Source organism: Streptomyces sp. NBC_01006 (assembly GCF_045162725.1).
In the GTDB taxonomy this organism is placed as follows: Bacteria; Actinomycetota; Actinomycetes; order Streptomycetales; family Streptomycetaceae; genus Streptomyces.
Genome location: NZ_CP108700.1, coordinates 5,071,565 through 5,084,426 on the forward strand (window position 1 = coordinate 5,071,565; position 12,862 = coordinate 5,084,426).

The following is a 12,862-nucleotide window of genomic DNA, read 5'->3' on the forward strand; positions in this document are numbered from 1 at the left end:
ATCGGCTGTCTGCCGTCAGGGACCGGCCAACATGGCCGAACCACCGCCGGTACAGCCCACCCCGACGCGTCCGTCCTGGGGACCAAACCGATACTGGGGGCATGAAACTCAGCCGCGCCGTCTCCTGGTTCCTGCTCGCCTTCGGAGTGTGGAGCTGGTTCATCTGGGCAACTTTCGTCCGGAACCTGTGGAAGGACGCCAGCGGTCTGGCATTCGACGCGGCGGGCGAGCCGACGGCCTACTTCTGGGTACACCTTCTCCTGGCCATCGCCTCCTTTCTCCTGGGGACGGCCGTTGGTGTGATCGGGTTGCGCGGCGTCCTCGCTCTGCGGCGTGAATCACGCCGGGGTCCGGACGCATGAGAATCCTGCTCTTCGCGGTGATCGCGCTGGTGGTCCTGGCCCTGCTGGTCCTGGTCCACCGCTGGCTGTGGGTCCGGCTGGTCCGCGATACGACGCGCCCGCGCGGCACGGCGCGCCGCATCGGCACCACTCTCGCCTTCACGCTGCCGCTCCTCTCACTGGCCGCCCTCACCGCAGGCCGCGCAGGCGCCCCCTTCTGGCTAGAACAGTCGGTGGCCTGGCCGGGTTACATGTGGCTCGCAGTCCTCCTCTACCTGACCCTGGCGATGCTGGTGGCAGAGCCCGTGCGAGCCGCCTTGCTCCGCAACCAGCCCCGCCGGCGTTTGAGGCGCGGGGGTCCGGGGGCGGAGCCCCCGGGTCTTTCCGGGTCCGGGCGGAGCCCGGGGAACGGTGGAAGGGCGGGTAGGGGACAGGCCCCGCAGGGCACCCCCACCCCCACCCCCGCCACCCCGGCCCCGCCGACGCAAGCCCCCGCCGGTACGGCCCCTCCGACCCAGGCCCCGGCCGAAGCGGCCGAGCCGACGGAAGCCCCGGTCGAAGCCCCGGGCGGAGCCACCCGCCGCCAGTTCGTGGCACGAGCCCTCGGCGGCGCAGCCGCCATCGCAGCCACCGGAACCGTAGCCACCGGCACCTACGGAGTCCTCCGCGGCCCCCGCGTCAAGCGCGTCCAGGTCCCCCTCGCCAAACTGCCCCGCGCAGCGCACGGCTTCCGCATCGCCGTGGTCAGCGACATCCACCTCGGCCCGATCCTCGGCCGCGCCCACACCACCCGCATCGTCGAGACGATCAACCGCACCCAGCCCGACCTCATCGCCGTCGTCGGCGACCTCGTGGACGGCAGCGTCCACGACCTCGGCAGCGCCGCCGAGCCGCTGCGCCGGCTCTCCGCCCGCCACGGCTCGTACTTCGTCACCGGCAACCACGAGTACTTCTCCGGCGCCCAGCAGTGGATCGACCACGTCCGCGAGCTCGGCCTCACCCCCCTGGAGAACGCCCGCCGCCCCCTCCCGTACTTCGACCTCGCCGGCGTCAACGACGTCCAGGGCGAGACGGAGGGCCACGGTCCGGACTTCACGGCCGCGCTCGGCGACCGCGACCCGGCCCGCACGGCCGTACTCATGGCCCACCAGCCGGTCGTCATCCACGACGCCGTCCGCCACGGCGTCGACCTCCAGCTCTCCGGCCACACCCACGGCGGCCAGCTCTGGCCCGGCAACTACCTCGCCGAGCTCGCCAACCCCACCGTCGCCGGGCTGGAGCGCTACGGCGACACCCAGCTCTACGTCTCGCGCGGCGCCGGTGCCTGGGGGCCGCCGGTCCGGGTCGGGGCCCCGTCCGACATCACGGTCGTAGAACTCGCCTCATACCAGGCCTGACCGGGCGCAACCGGTAACGACCCGCCGTGAATCAGCCTTCCCGAGGCCGAAATTCCATGATGGGATGACCGTTAATCGGACATGGGGATCCGGTGAGCGAGTCAAACCATGGCATTTTCATGGGTGGGGTGGGGTCAAGGGTGAAGTCTGTCCGCTCGAAGGTCATCGCGGCAGGGCTGGTGATCGGCGTGGCCGGTGTCGGCGCCTGGCAGCTGCTCCCGGAGGAGGGCCGTGGCAGCGGGACCGCCCTGCGGGTCGGGACGAGCGACGTGGTCTCGTCCCTCGACCCGGCAGGGGCGTACGACGCGGGCTCCTGGGCCCTGTTCAGCAACGTCTACCAGTCGCTGCTGACGATGAAGTCGGGCTCCGACACCCCGGTCCCGGACGCGGCCTCCGCCTGCAAGTTCACCGGCGCGCAGCTCACCACGTACCAGTGCGAGCTCCGCCCAGACCTGAAGTTCTCGAACGGGCGCGCCGTCACCGCCGAGGACGTCAAGCACTCCTTCGACCGGATCAAGGCGATCAACTCCGACCAGGGTCCGGCGCCCCTCTTCAACACCCTGCAGTCGGTCAAGGCCGAGGGCGGCACCGTCACCTTCACGCTCTCCGCGCCGGACGCCACCTTCCCCTTCAAGATCGCGACGGGCGCCGCCTCGATCGTCGACAAGGAGAAGTACCCGGCGAAGACCCTCCGCGAGGGCGGCAAGGTCGACGGCTCCGGCCCCTTCACCCTCGGAGCGTACCAGGCCGGCACCAGCGCCGAGCTCAAGCCGAACCCGGCCTACCGGGGCCAGTCCAAGCAGCCCGCCAAGACGGCCGTCACCGTCCGGTACTACAAGGACTCCGCCCAGCTCAACCAGGCCTGGACCGACCACCAGATCGAGGTCGCCCACCGCGACATGCCGCCCGAAGTGCTCGCCGGGCTCAACCCGGGCCTGAAGGACACCAAGTACCAGGCCTCCGGCGGCTCCGAGACCCGCAGCATGGTCTTCAACGTCCGCCCCGGCTCCACGACCGCCCCGCTCGCCGTACGCCAGGCGATCGCCGCCGTCATCGACCGCTCCAAGGTGGCCGGCGAGATCCACCACGGCACGGTGACCCCGCTCTACTCCCTCGTCCCGGCCGGCATCTCCGCGCACAGCACCCCGTTCTTCGACACGTACCCGGCGCCCAACGGCGCCACCGCGAAGAAGCTGCTCAAGGACGCCGGGATCACCGCCCCGGTCTCCCTCACCCTCGGCGTGAACACGCGCGGTCCGAACGTCGCGGAGGCCGACGAGATCGTGAAGCAGCTCACGGCCACCGGGCTCTTCCAGATCAAGATCAAGGCCGTCGACCAGTGGGCCGACTTCCAGAAGGCCTACGCGGCCGGTGAGTTCGACGCCTACACCATCGGCTGGATCGCCGACTTCCCGGACGCGGACAACTTCCTCGCCCCGCTCGTCGGCGCCGACTCCAGCATGAACAACGGCTTCTCCGACAAGGCAGTCGACGGCCTCATCGCCCGGACCCAGTCCTTCTCGGACCGCGGCCAGGCCGCCGCCGAATTCCGCGAACTCCAGAAGCTGGTCTCCCAGCAGGTCCCGATGCTGCCCATCTGGCAGAAGAAGGACTACGTGATGTCCCGCGAGTCCGTCTCCGGCGCCCAATACCTTTCGGACGGCACCGGGGTCTGGCGCCTGTGGGAGCTCAACTGGCTGTAGCCGCTCCGTCGGCGCCGGCCGTGGGGTCGAAGTCGGCATCCGGGTCGGAGGCCCGCTTCTTCTTCGACACCACCGTCTGCGCCATCCCCGGCAGGAAGTCCGCGAACAGCTCGTGGACCTCGCGCACCAGCGGCCGCAGCACCCGGAACCGGGCCAGGACGATGCCCCGCGTCGTCAGCTGCGCGCCGCGCTCCGCGAGCCGCCGCGTCTTCTCGCTGTTCGGGGACCGGTCGAAGACCCAGTACAGGACGAGCCCCATCTGCGAGAGCCACATCAGCTCCGGCAGTACGTCGGCCAGTTCGGCCGGGACCTTAGTCTTCGCGCCGGCCAGCACCTCGCGGTGCATGTCGATCGCCGCCTTGCGGGCGGGTTCCGATTCGGGGGAGAAGGGGCTGAGCGGGCTTTCCGGGTCCGCGGCGTTCTTGAAGAACTGCGAGGCGAACTCGTGGTACGGCGCCGCGATGTCCAGCCAGATCGTCAGCACGCCCGCGAGCCGCTTCTGCAGATCGGTCTCGTTGTCGAGGATGGGCCGGACCGCCGCCTGGTGAGCGGCGCCGATCCGGTCGTAGAACCCCTGGACCAGGTGTTCCTTCGACTCGAAGTAGTAGTAGGCGTTGCCGACCGAGACCCCTGCCTCCTTGGCGATGGCCCGCATGGTCGTCTTGTCGAAGCCGCGCTCCTGGAAGAGACGGAGCGCGGTTTCGAGGATGAGCGTGCGGGTCTGCTCGCTCTTGGGAGCCTTCTGATCAGTCACGGTGTACGAGCCTATCCGGGTACGGAGCAGTGGTCGCCACAGGCCGGTGCCTCCGGCTCCACTTCGCCCTCTGCCCCGGGCTCGGTCCGTACGGCCTGGCGCCATGCGGAGGCCGTGTACATGGCGGCCCGGGCGAAGGGCCGGCCCGCCGCAGTGGCGAGCCAGTTCGCCTTCGGCCGGTGCTCCGTCAGGGCCCACAGGCAGACGATGAAGGCATCGGTCCCGGTCCACACCTGCCCCCCGTCCCCGATGACGGTGATCTCGCGGAGCGTCGACGCGTGGTCGAGCCGCGGGAACTTCTCCTGCGCCGCGAAGGACCCGGCCGGGATCAGCCGGAGCGGCACCAGCCAGCGCTGCCCGATCAGCCAGTGCCGGATGTGCACGCAGAGCGGACAGTTGGCGTCGTACAGCACGGTCAGGTGCCGGGTCGCCTGCGCTGTCGTTGCCGTTGGCGTTGCCGTTGGCGTGGTCACCGCTCAGGCCCCGGCCGGAGCGGTCCACGCCGTCGGGGCGACCGGCGGGGTCTGCTGGCGCTCCATGATCCCGCGGCGGCGCATCTTGTTCAGCACCCAGACGTTGCCGAGGTGCATGACGCCGAGGACCAGCAGGACGACACCGATCTTGACCGACAGGGCCTCGAAGAGCTCGCGGGCCGTTTCGATGCCGACGTCCGAGCGCAGGTAGAGCGTCACGAAGCCGATGTTGACGAGGTAGAACCCCACCACCAGGAGGTGGTTCACGGCGTCCGCGAGCTTCTCGTTCCCGTGCAGGACGTCGGCGATGAAGATGCGGCCGTTGCGGCTGAGCGTACGGGCGACCCAGACGGTCAGCCCGATGCTGATGAGCAGGTAGATGACGTATGCGACGACGGTGAGGTCCATGCCTCAGCCCCCCTTGAACGTGTTCAACTCGTTGGCAGGACTGACTGTAGACCTCTTTTTGAACAGGTTCAAGCATTCTCGGTGCCGGTGACTTTCTCCAGCAGGTCCGGGTCCACGTACGGCGCCCCGCGCGTCGGCACCGACCGCCAGGCGAGGGGCCAGGTGGTCCCGGAGAGGGCGGGTACGCCGACGTAGGCGGAGGCGTTCCGGGTGCGGGAGGTATACCGCTGCGTGTACGCCGGCCAGGTCCGGACGCGGGCGGTGTGGGGCGGGAGCAGGAAGTACATCCACCGGTACCCGGTGAGCTCGTACACGATCGGCCCGGGGCCGTGGCCGGTGAGCCGGCAGAGGCTCTTGGCCACTTCCTCGCCGAGCTGCCCCTGGATCCGGACGGCATCGAAATGCACGCCGGCGAGCCGCAACTGGAATCCGGAGTCGGGCACCCAGTCGGGGGCCCAGGGGGATGGCGGGATTTCCTCGTTCATGCCGCAAGGCTGATGGCTCAGCCGTAGCGTTGAACAGTAGTTGAGCCGTTACGGACGGCGATGCGAGAAGGGCTGTGAAGCTGTGGCCGACCCTGTGAACCCGAGTGAACCCCTGCCCTCAGCGCTCCGACGCGGCTTGGGGGCTCAGATCCGTACCCTGCGTGAGAAGAGCGGGGTGTCCCGAACCGAACTGGGAGGGCGGACCAACTTCTCGGGCTCGGCGATCGGGGCGTTCGAGCGCGGTGACCGGACCATTGATCCGGTGGTGCTGGAAAAGCTTGATGAGCTACTCACCGCCAACGGCGTACTGAAGGCAGTCGTCCCGTACCTGGAAGAGGAGCGGCACTCGCCGCAGTACAGCAACTTCACGTCCATCGAGGCCAAAGCGGTGAGCCTGTGGGTGTACTCCACGCACATGCTGCACGGGCTCTTACAGACGGAGGCCTACGCGCGCAGGCTGTTCGAGGCCTATCGGCCGACGGTGCCCGCCGAGGAGATCGAAAAGCGGTTAGCCGACCGAGTGGGCAGGCAAAAGCTCCTCCACCGGGATCCGGCACCCGAACTGTGCTTCGTGATCGAACAGTCAGTGCTCCTCCGCAAGACCGGCGGCGAATCCGTGTGGCGGGACCAGATCCGCCACCTGCTGGAAGTCGGTCAGCTCCCGCACGTCTGTATCCAGGTGGTGCCCCTGGACTGCGAAGAGCCAGTTGGTTCGGATGGCTCGATGACCCTCGTGGAAGTGCCCCAGTACCGAATGGTTGGCTATGTTGAGGTGCAGGAGCACAGCTGGTTGATCCAGAAGCCCGAGGCAGTGAGCGGGATGGTTCAACGCCATGCGAGCATCCGAGGGTTGGCCCTCACGCCACGGGAGTCGACACACCTAATCGAGCAGCTATTGGGGGAGTGATGAGCACCGAACTGGCGTGGTTCAAGAGCAGTTACAGCGGCGGCTCCGGCGGCGAGTGCGTCGAGGTGGCTCTCGACTGGAGCAAGAGCAGTTACAGCGGCGGCTCCGGCGGTGATTGTGTCGAGGTGGCCCTCCCGTGGAGCAAGAGCAGCTACAGCGGCGGCGATGGAGGCCAGTGCGTCGAAGTTGCAGGCTGCGCCTCGGCCGTCCACGTTCGCGACTCCAAGGACATCGCCCGCCCCTCCTTCACAGTCGCCACAACCGCCTGGGCCGCCTTCACCGGCTCGCTGTAGCCGTTCAGCAGGGTGGGACGGGTCCCTCCCTCCTCGTGTGGGGGCGGTCGGCCGAGAGGATCGCGGACTCGGGGCGGGGTAGCGGGGTGCCGTCCGGGTACAGGAGGGGGCCTCGGTCCAGGACGAGGCCCGTGTCGGCCCCGCGCCGGGTGGTGTTGGCGGCGGTGACGCGGTTCAGCGGGGCCGGGGTGAGGGTCTGGGTCTCGCGGATGTACGCGACGAAGCTCTCGAAGTCGCGCTGGTGGCGGTACGGGGCCTCGAAGCCGGTCAGCGCCCCGTAGCCGTCGTTCGCGAGGAAGGTGTACGAGGGGGCCGCGAGGCGGTAGGTGCCGGTGAGGGCGAGCGCGACGCCGTCGATGAATACCTCGGCCGGGTTCACGCGGTCGCCGACCCTCCCCAGGGTGTTGAAGGTGTAGCGCACGTTCTTGGATACGGCGAGCGGCGCGAAGAGGAGTTCACCGCTGGCCGCCGTCGTCCACTGCTGCTCCAGCGCGTCGTGGATCTGCTGCCCGGTCACCGTCGCGCTGACGACCGGGTCGCCGAAGCCGACGGCCCTCCAGGCGCGGCCGAAGGTCACGGCGCCGCCCGAGGCGGTGTCCCGTACGAGATCGCCCGCGATCACGGCCTGCCCGACCCGCGGGGCGGCGGCCACCAGGGCCAGCTGGGCCGGGACGTTGGGGTGGACGTTGGCGTCGTTCTCGGGGTCGGTCGGGCGGCGGCCCGCCCACAGGGCCCAGTCGGCGACGAGGTCGCCCATCGTGCTCTCGCCGGCGGTGTTGCGCGTACGGACGAACGATCCGGTCTGCTTGCCGATCTTGGAGCCGTCGCGGGCGGCGGCCTGGCCGGCCCAGTAGTCGACGACCTCCTTGAGGGCGGGGTCGGGGGTGACGTCGCGGGTGTTGGGGTGGTTCGTCGACACCGTCAGCTCGCGGACCACCTTGCCGGTGGCGGGGTCGAGGCGGAGGTTGATCTCGTTGATGAGCTGGCCGTAGCAGCCGGCTTCGACGAAGGGGCGGGGGACGCCGTTCGGGTCCGGGAGCATCATGTTGAACCGGGTGTGCCAGTGGCCGGTGACGATGGCGTCGATGTCGGGGGAGACGCGCAGCGCCAGATCGAGGGCGGGGCCGGAGGGGTCGGTGCCGCTGTTGAAGTCGGCGCCGGCCACGGCTCCGTCGTGCATGCTCAGGACGATCGCGTTGACCCCCTGGGCCTTGAGCTGGGCGGCGTACCGGTCGGCGGTGGCGACCTCGTCCAGGGTGGCCAGGCCGGGTTGGTAGGAGCCGGGGAAGAGCTCGGCGCCGAGGGCGGTGAGGTGGATGAAGCCGATCAGCAGCTCCTGCCCCGCGGCCGTCCGTACCGTCTCGATGTTGTACGCGGGCAGGACGGGGCTGTTCTGGTCGGCGGTCCGGACGACGTTGGCGCTGAAGAAGCGGAAGCCTGCGCCGTGGAAGCGGGCGCCGGAGGAGTCGGTGAAGGTGGCGTCGCGGCCCTCGACGGGGAAGGGGACGCCCTGCTCCATGTGCCGTTGCAGGAAGGCCGGGGACTTGTCGAACTCGTGGTTCCCAGCGGTCGCGAAGTCGAGGCCCATGCGGCCCAGGGCCTCGATGGTGGGCTCGTCGGCGAAGGCGGCGGCGTCGAACTCCCAGCCGGAGAAGGCGTCTCCGGGGGTGAAGAAGAACGAGTTGGCGCGGTCGGCGCGCAGCCGGGCGAGGTGGGCGCCCATGTGGGCGACGCCGCCGACGGTGTACGTCTGTCCCCCGTTCCCGGTGATGGTGGCGTTGGTGCCGGGGGCGGCCTGGAGGTATCCGTGCAGGTCGGTGATGTTGAGGAGCTGGACGTCGACGTACTCGACGGCGGAGGCGGCGTCGCGCGCGTGCTCGGTGGCGTGGGCGGGGACCCCTGTGGCGAAGGTGGCTGCGGCGGTCCCCAGGGCGGTGAGGAAACCCCGCCGCCCGAGGTGGTGTGAACTCCGGTCCGGATGCGTGGTCTTGGCGAGCCTCGTCACGTGGGCATGGTCCCGCGGGAGGGGTCCGGTGTCGATGCGCCGTGCCGGGCGCCTGTACGCGGGCCCGCGCCTGGATGGCGGGCCGGCGGGCCGGGTGGCAGCCTGGAGGAGGAGCCGTGGCGCCGGGCCGGGCCGCGCGGCGAAACGTACGGCCGCCCGGCGTCGCCGCAACGGGAAACCACGGGAAACCACAGGAAAGCACTGTCCGCAATTCGCGGGAGGTGGACCCCCTTGAGCAGGCACGCTTCGCTCACCCGAACCGCTCTGGGCCTCGCCTTGGCAGGCGCCCTGTCGACCGCGCTCGTACCGGTTGCCGCAGCGCCGGCGGCGGCCGTCACCTGCGACGCCGCGGCCAGTGCCCGGGCCCCGACCAGCAGCAACGACACCGCCGTACGCAACGCGCTGATCTGCCTCATCAACGCCCAGCGCACCCAGCGGGGCCTGCCCGCCCTCACCGTGAACCAGGCCCTGACGACGGCGGCGCAGCAGCACTCGGCCGCCGCCGTGCAGCTGAAGTGGTGGGGGCCGGGCAAGGACTCGCACACCAACCCGCAGACCGGTTCCACACCGCAGAGCCGCATCAAGGCCGCAGGCTACTGCCCGAACCCCAGGTCGTGGGCCGTCGCCGAGATCACGTACACGGGCTGGGGCGGCTCGGGAACCCCGAATGCCGCGGTCAACTGGTGGGTGAACGTCAGCACGTACGGCCACCGCCAGATCGTCCTGGACCCCTCGCTACGAGAGATCGGAGCCTGGGCCCAGCCGGGCGCGGCGGACCGCGCCGGAGCCGGAGCGAGCCAGGCCGGAACCTACGTCGTGACATTCGGCCGCTGCCAGCAGTAACCGGCTACTCCGGTGCGGGCTTCCTCGGCTGCGGACGGCCGGCGGCCAGCAGTTCCTCGACGTCGAGGGTGACCTTGGCACCGAGGCTGTCGGGCAGGGTGGCCAGCTCGCCGGCCGCGTACACGCGGTGGCTCCGGTACTCGCCCCCGCCGGGCTCGGTGAGTACGTGCACCCGCTGGTGCTTCCGGTTGACGATCACGTAGATCGGGATCATGGCCTGCGCGTACGCGCCGACCTTGAAGCGCAGGTCGGTGCTGAAGTTGCTGGACGTCACTTCGAGGACGAGGCGGAACACGACCGGGTCGTAGCAGTTGTTCTTGACGAGGTGCTCATCGCTGTCGGCATCGACGACGACGAGATCGGGGATGGCGTAGTCCTCCGGCCCCTCCGGCAGCCACAGTCCGATCCCCTGATGCACCTCTGTCTCTCCGTCGTCCAGGCCCGCCGCGACGAATGGCCGGGTGATCTTGTTCAGCACCCTGGAGTGGGGGATGTCCGCAGGCGGCGTCACAGTGAGCTGGCCTCCGATGATCTCGACGCGGTAGCCAGGGTTCTGCTCCATGAGCCTGTTGGCCTCTTCGAGCAAGGTCAGCGGCCGGTCCTCGTCTGCGTACTCGACGGGTGCTGCGGACATCTCGGGCCTCCCGTGGGCTGGGTCGAGAGCATCATCGTAGGACGGCGCGACCGCCTCATGCGGTATCCGGACGGTTCACCGGATCGGGGCCGTCCTCACCCAAGGAAGTCCAGGAGGAGGGCCAAGGTCTCCTCGGGGCGTTCCAGGGAGGGGAGGTGGCCGGCCCAGGGGAGTTCCGTGTGGCGGGCACCCGGGATGTGGTGGGGGAGGGTGGCGGCGATGGTGCGGAAGTCCTCCACGTCGCGGGCGCCGCCCACCGCGAGGGTGGGGGCCGTGATGGCTCCGAGATCGGCCTCGTGCTCCGGGAGTTCGTGGTGGGATTCGACGGTCTGCGCCACCTCGAAGATGCGGCCCTGCATGGTGCGGACCAGCGCCCGGGCCGCCTCGTCCGCCGAGGGGCCGAGCCAGGTGTCCACCATCAGCTCCACCGCCCCCGCGACGTCCCCCGCTTCGAGCAGCGCGTCCTCCGCGTCGACGACCTTCTGCAGGGCCGGGCCGCGCTGCTGGGCCGGGACGGCCGGGCAGAGCAGGGCCAGTGCGGCCACCCGCTCCGGATGCCGCGACGCGATCCCGAGCGCGACGCGGCCGCCGTACGAGGATCCGGCGAAGGCGGCCCGTTCGATGCCCAGGGAGTCCAGCAGGTCCAGTACGTCGTCCTGGTCGCGGTAGGGCGCGACCGCCGCCGGTGAGTCCCCGCAGGTGCGGAAGTCGGCCCGGACGACCCGGAATCCGGCCTCGGCCAGCGGTCGCCACTGCGGCTCCCACATGCGGCGGTCGCAGACCGAGGAGTGGAGCAGGACCAGGGCCGGGCCGTCCGCCGGACCGGCCACGTCGTGGGAGAGGAGGGGGTTCATGGGGTTCATGGGGTTCATGGGGGAGAGCCTGTACGACGTGGGCGGCAACCGCCTCTGGATATCCGGGGGCCGGGGGCGTTGTCAGAGGCGCGTCCTGGGCTTCCTCCGGCTGCGCACCGACCAGGTGCGCTTCTACCCGATCGGCGCCCCGGAGAACCTGGCGCACGCCTGCGGCGGCGAGTACACGATGTGAACGCGTACGGCTTCGGCGAGCTGAGCCAGACCGCAGAGACCCGCCGGCTCCTGCTGGAGCGGCTTGTCCCGAGGCTCGCCATCGCCGACCGGTGCCGGATCGAGGGACGGTTCCTGCACGTACGCGGCGAGCTGCGCGCGTACCGGATCCACCTCGGGTCGGGGAGTCCCGGCGGGGCGCACGGCCTCCGGGACGGAGACCGGGTACCTGCCCTTCGAGGGGGACAGGACGCTCGCGCTGATCCTCAGCAAGGCGATGATGCTGGCGGACGACACCGGCATCACCGACCCGACCATCACCCGTCAGATACTGAGCGAACGGGCGTAGTTGATCTGCTGCATCACCCACGGGTAGGTGCTCGCGTCGACCGCCGGGATCATCGTGGAGTGGTGGCGGCCGCCGCTGGTGACGGTGACCTGGATGTAGCCGGTGGTGGTCTTCTCCTTCATGAGGAGGAAGAGCAGGCCCAGCAGGCAGAACAGGAAGAAGATGACCGCGAGCACGATGGCGTGCGCCGGGATCTTCGTCTCGGTGCGGGAGAGGTCCGAGGCGTTCCACATCGCGCCCTTGAGCGGCATCGGGCCCGAGGGGGTCATGATCTGGTCCCCGGCGATGGTGATGTCGCCGAGGGCCAGCCCGGACCCGCCGCCGTAGCCCGCGGGCTGCACGGGCGGCATCATCGGGGGCTGCCCGGGGGCCGGAATGCCGGCGCCGCCGACGGTCGGCTGGTACCCGGGCGCGGGCGGAGTGGCCGGGTACCCGTACCCGGGAGTCCCCGGAGTCGCCGGATATCCCTGCGGATATCCATAACCCGGGCCCCCTGGAGCCCCGTTGTCACCTGAGTACGGATTCGGCTGCTGCTCGCTCATACGCTCGATCTTTCCACAGCCACCCCCGACCTCGTACCCCGGTCAGGAGAGGTTGTTGTCTTCGCTCTCGGGCTTGCGCCGCGCCGCCGTGAGAACGGCCTCGACGTCCAGGGTCACCTTGGCACCGATCGACTCGGGCAGGGTGACGAGCTCACCGGGGGCGTGGACACGGTGGGTGGCGTACTCGTCCTGGGCCGGATCGGTGAGTACGTGCAGGCGGTTGTGCCGGCGGTCGACGATCACGTAGACCGGGACCTTGGCGTTGCCGTAGGCCCGGACCTTCGTCCGCAGGTCGGCCTGGTAGTTGCTGGAGGTGACCTCCAGGACCAGGCGGAAGACGACGGGCTCGTAGCAGTTGTTCTCGACGTGATGTTCGGTGATGTCGGCGTCGACCACTGAAAGATCCGGAATGGCATAGCCCTCGCGGCCGTCGGGTAGCCAGAGACCGACCCCTTGAACCACTTCTGTGGCGTCGCCGTGCAGGCCCGCTGTGATGAAGGGGAGCATCAGGCTGGTCAGAGCGCTCGCGTGGGCCGAATCCGGGGGTGGCGTCACGAGCATGTGTCCTTCGATGATCTCGACGCGGTAGCCGGGGTTTCGCTCCATGAGCGCATTGGCCGCATCGAGCAGTGGCCATGTGCCGGTGGGGTGCTCGGCGGGTGCTGCGGACATCACGTGCCTCCCGTGGGCTGCTGTCGAGAGC

15 protein-coding genes and 1 pseudogene are annotated in these 12,862 nt (G+C 69.9%); 7 read left to right on the top strand and 9 right to left on the bottom strand.

The annotated features are described in order from the left end of the window. The first annotated feature begins 101 nt into the window (after window positions 1-101). The 3 genes from OG509_RS23300 (at window position 102) to OG509_RS23310 (ending at window position 3,441) form a co-directional block, all read left to right on the top strand. The gene (locus OG509_RS23300; RefSeq protein WP_030154873.1) at window positions 102-362 is read left to right on the top strand and encodes an SCO4848 family membrane protein; all 261 of its coding nucleotides are present in this window, start codon (window positions 102-104) and stop codon (window positions 360-362) included. Next, window positions 359-1,738 (top strand): metallophosphoesterase, encoded by a 1,380-nt coding sequence (locus OG509_RS23305; RefSeq protein ID WP_406184399.1) that lies wholly within the window; start codon window positions 359-361, stop codon window positions 1,736-1,738. The genes OG509_RS23300 and OG509_RS23305 overlap by 4 nt, the downstream gene beginning before the upstream one ends. A 140-nt stretch (window positions 1,739-1,878) precedes the next feature. Next, a complete protein-coding gene (locus tag OG509_RS23310) occupies window positions 1,879-3,441 on the top strand; it encodes an ABC transporter substrate-binding protein (RefSeq protein ID WP_406184400.1) in 1,563 nt (520 codons plus the stop codon). On the opposite strand, the gene OG509_RS23315 is transcribed toward OG509_RS23310, so the two are convergent. From OG509_RS23315 to OG509_RS23330, 4 genes are all read right to left on the bottom strand, one after another. Then, window positions 3,428-4,195 (bottom strand): TetR family transcriptional regulator, encoded by a 768-nt coding sequence (locus OG509_RS23315; protein ID WP_406184402.1) that lies wholly within the window; start codon window positions 4,193-4,195, stop codon window positions 3,428-3,430. The genes OG509_RS23310 and OG509_RS23315 overlap by 14 nt on opposite strands. A gap of 11 nt (window positions 4,196-4,206) precedes the next feature. After that, entirely contained in the window at window positions 4,207-4,608 is a 402-nt protein-coding gene (locus tag OG509_RS23320; RefSeq protein WP_406184403.1) for a thiol-disulfide oxidoreductase DCC family protein, read from the bottom strand. 63 nt (window positions 4,609-4,671) lie between these two features. Beyond that, complete coding sequence (locus tag OG509_RS23325) at window positions 4,672-5,076, bottom strand: hypothetical protein (protein ID WP_385584751.1); 405 nt, start codon at window positions 5,074-5,076, stop codon at window positions 4,672-4,674. Window positions 5,077-5,144: 68 nt separating this feature from the next. Further along, window positions 5,145-5,561 (bottom strand): hypothetical protein, encoded by a 417-nt coding sequence (locus tag OG509_RS23330; RefSeq protein ID WP_406184404.1) that lies wholly within the window; start codon window positions 5,559-5,561, stop codon window positions 5,145-5,147. A 94-nt stretch (window positions 5,562-5,655) separates the two neighbouring features. Between OG509_RS23330 and OG509_RS23335 the strand changes: the two genes are divergently transcribed. Next, window positions 5,656-6,468, top strand: a complete 813-nt coding sequence (locus OG509_RS23335) for a Scr1 family TA system antitoxin-like transcriptional regulator (protein ID WP_406187652.1) — start codon at window positions 5,656-5,658, stop codon at window positions 6,466-6,468. Further along, complete coding sequence (locus tag OG509_RS23340) at window positions 6,468-6,761, top strand: DUF397 domain-containing protein (protein ID WP_406184405.1); 294 nt, start codon at window positions 6,468-6,470, stop codon at window positions 6,759-6,761. Before OG509_RS23335 ends, OG509_RS23340 begins: the two co-directional genes overlap by 1 nt. A 4-nt stretch (window positions 6,762-6,765) precedes the next feature. Here the strand turns inward: OG509_RS23340 and OG509_RS23345 are convergent, their stop codons facing one another. Beyond that, window positions 6,766-8,766: a bifunctional metallophosphatase/5'-nucleotidase gene (locus OG509_RS23345; RefSeq protein WP_406184406.1), complete on the bottom strand. Its 2,001-nt coding sequence runs from the start codon at window positions 8,764-8,766 to the stop codon at window positions 6,766-6,768. A gap of 231 nt (window positions 8,767-8,997) precedes the next feature. Here OG509_RS23345 and OG509_RS23350 point away from each other — a divergent pair, with 231 nt between their 5' ends. Next, window positions 8,998-9,609: a CAP domain-containing protein gene (locus OG509_RS23350; protein ID WP_406184407.1), complete on the top strand. Its 612-nt coding sequence runs from the start codon at window positions 8,998-9,000 to the stop codon at window positions 9,607-9,609. Window positions 9,610-9,613: 4 nt separating this feature from the next. On the opposite strand, the gene OG509_RS23355 is transcribed toward OG509_RS23350, so the two are convergent. Beyond that, window positions 9,614-10,243 carry a Uma2 family endonuclease gene (locus OG509_RS23355; RefSeq protein WP_406184408.1) on the bottom strand — a complete coding sequence of 210 codons (630 nt, stop codon included), beginning with the start codon at window positions 10,241-10,243 and terminating at the stop codon, window positions 9,614-9,616. A 95-nt stretch (window positions 10,244-10,338) separates the two neighbouring features. Continuing rightward, window positions 10,339-11,115, bottom strand: a complete 777-nt coding sequence (locus tag OG509_RS23360; RefSeq protein ID WP_406184410.1) for an alpha/beta fold hydrolase — start codon at window positions 11,113-11,115, stop codon at window positions 10,339-10,341. An 82-nt stretch (window positions 11,116-11,197) separates the two neighbouring features. Here OG509_RS23360 and OG509_RS23365 point away from each other — a divergent pair. After that, a pseudogene (locus OG509_RS23365) lies at window positions 11,198-11,617 on the top strand (hypothetical protein); the annotation flags it as partial. Here OG509_RS23365 and OG509_RS23370 read toward each other — a convergent pair. Together OG509_RS23370 and OG509_RS23375 are read right to left on the bottom strand one after the other, a co-directional pair. After that, window positions 11,593-12,159: a hypothetical protein gene (locus tag OG509_RS23370; RefSeq protein ID WP_030154896.1), complete on the bottom strand. Its 567-nt coding sequence runs from the start codon at window positions 12,157-12,159 to the stop codon at window positions 11,593-11,595. The pseudogene OG509_RS23365 and the gene OG509_RS23370 sit on opposite strands and share 25 nt — an antisense overlap. Window positions 12,160-12,201: 42 nt before the next feature. After that, window positions 12,202-12,831, bottom strand: coding sequence for a Uma2 family endonuclease (locus OG509_RS23375; protein WP_406184413.1), 630 nt, complete (start codon window positions 12,829-12,831; stop codon window positions 12,202-12,204). Window positions 12,832-12,862: the final 31 nt, after the last annotated feature.

Bases quoted from the DNA above. Each gene is read 5' to 3' on its own strand.
- OG509_RS23355 (WP_406184408.1), bottom strand. From the start codon at position 10,243: ATGTCCGCAGCACCCGTCGAGTACGCAGACGAGGACCGGCCGCTGACC.
- OG509_RS23300 (WP_030154873.1), top strand. From the start codon at position 102: ATGAAACTCAGCCGCGCCGTCTCCTGGTTCCTGCTCGCCTTCGGAGTG.
- OG509_RS23360 (WP_406184410.1), bottom strand. From the start codon at position 11,115: ATGAACCCCATGAACCCCATGAACCCCCTCCTCTCCCACGACGTGGCC.
- OG509_RS23340 (WP_406184405.1), top strand. From the start codon at position 6,468: ATGAGCACCGAACTGGCGTGGTTCAAGAGCAGTTACAGCGGCGGCTCC.
- OG509_RS23375 (WP_406184413.1), bottom strand. From the start codon at position 12,831: ATGTCCGCAGCACCCGCCGAGCACCCCACCGGCACATGGCCACTGCTC.
- OG509_RS23370 (WP_030154896.1), bottom strand. From the start codon at position 12,159: ATGAGCGAGCAGCAGCCGAATCCGTACTCAGGTGACAACGGGGCTCCA.
- OG509_RS23330 (WP_406184404.1), bottom strand. From the start codon at position 5,561: ATGAACGAGGAAATCCCGCCATCCCCCTGGGCCCCCGACTGGGTGCCC.
- OG509_RS23325 (WP_385584751.1), bottom strand. From the start codon at position 5,076: ATGGACCTCACCGTCGTCGCATACGTCATCTACCTGCTCATCAGCATC.
- OG509_RS23305 (WP_406184399.1), top strand. From the start codon at position 359: ATGAGAATCCTGCTCTTCGCGGTGATCGCGCTGGTGGTCCTGGCCCTG.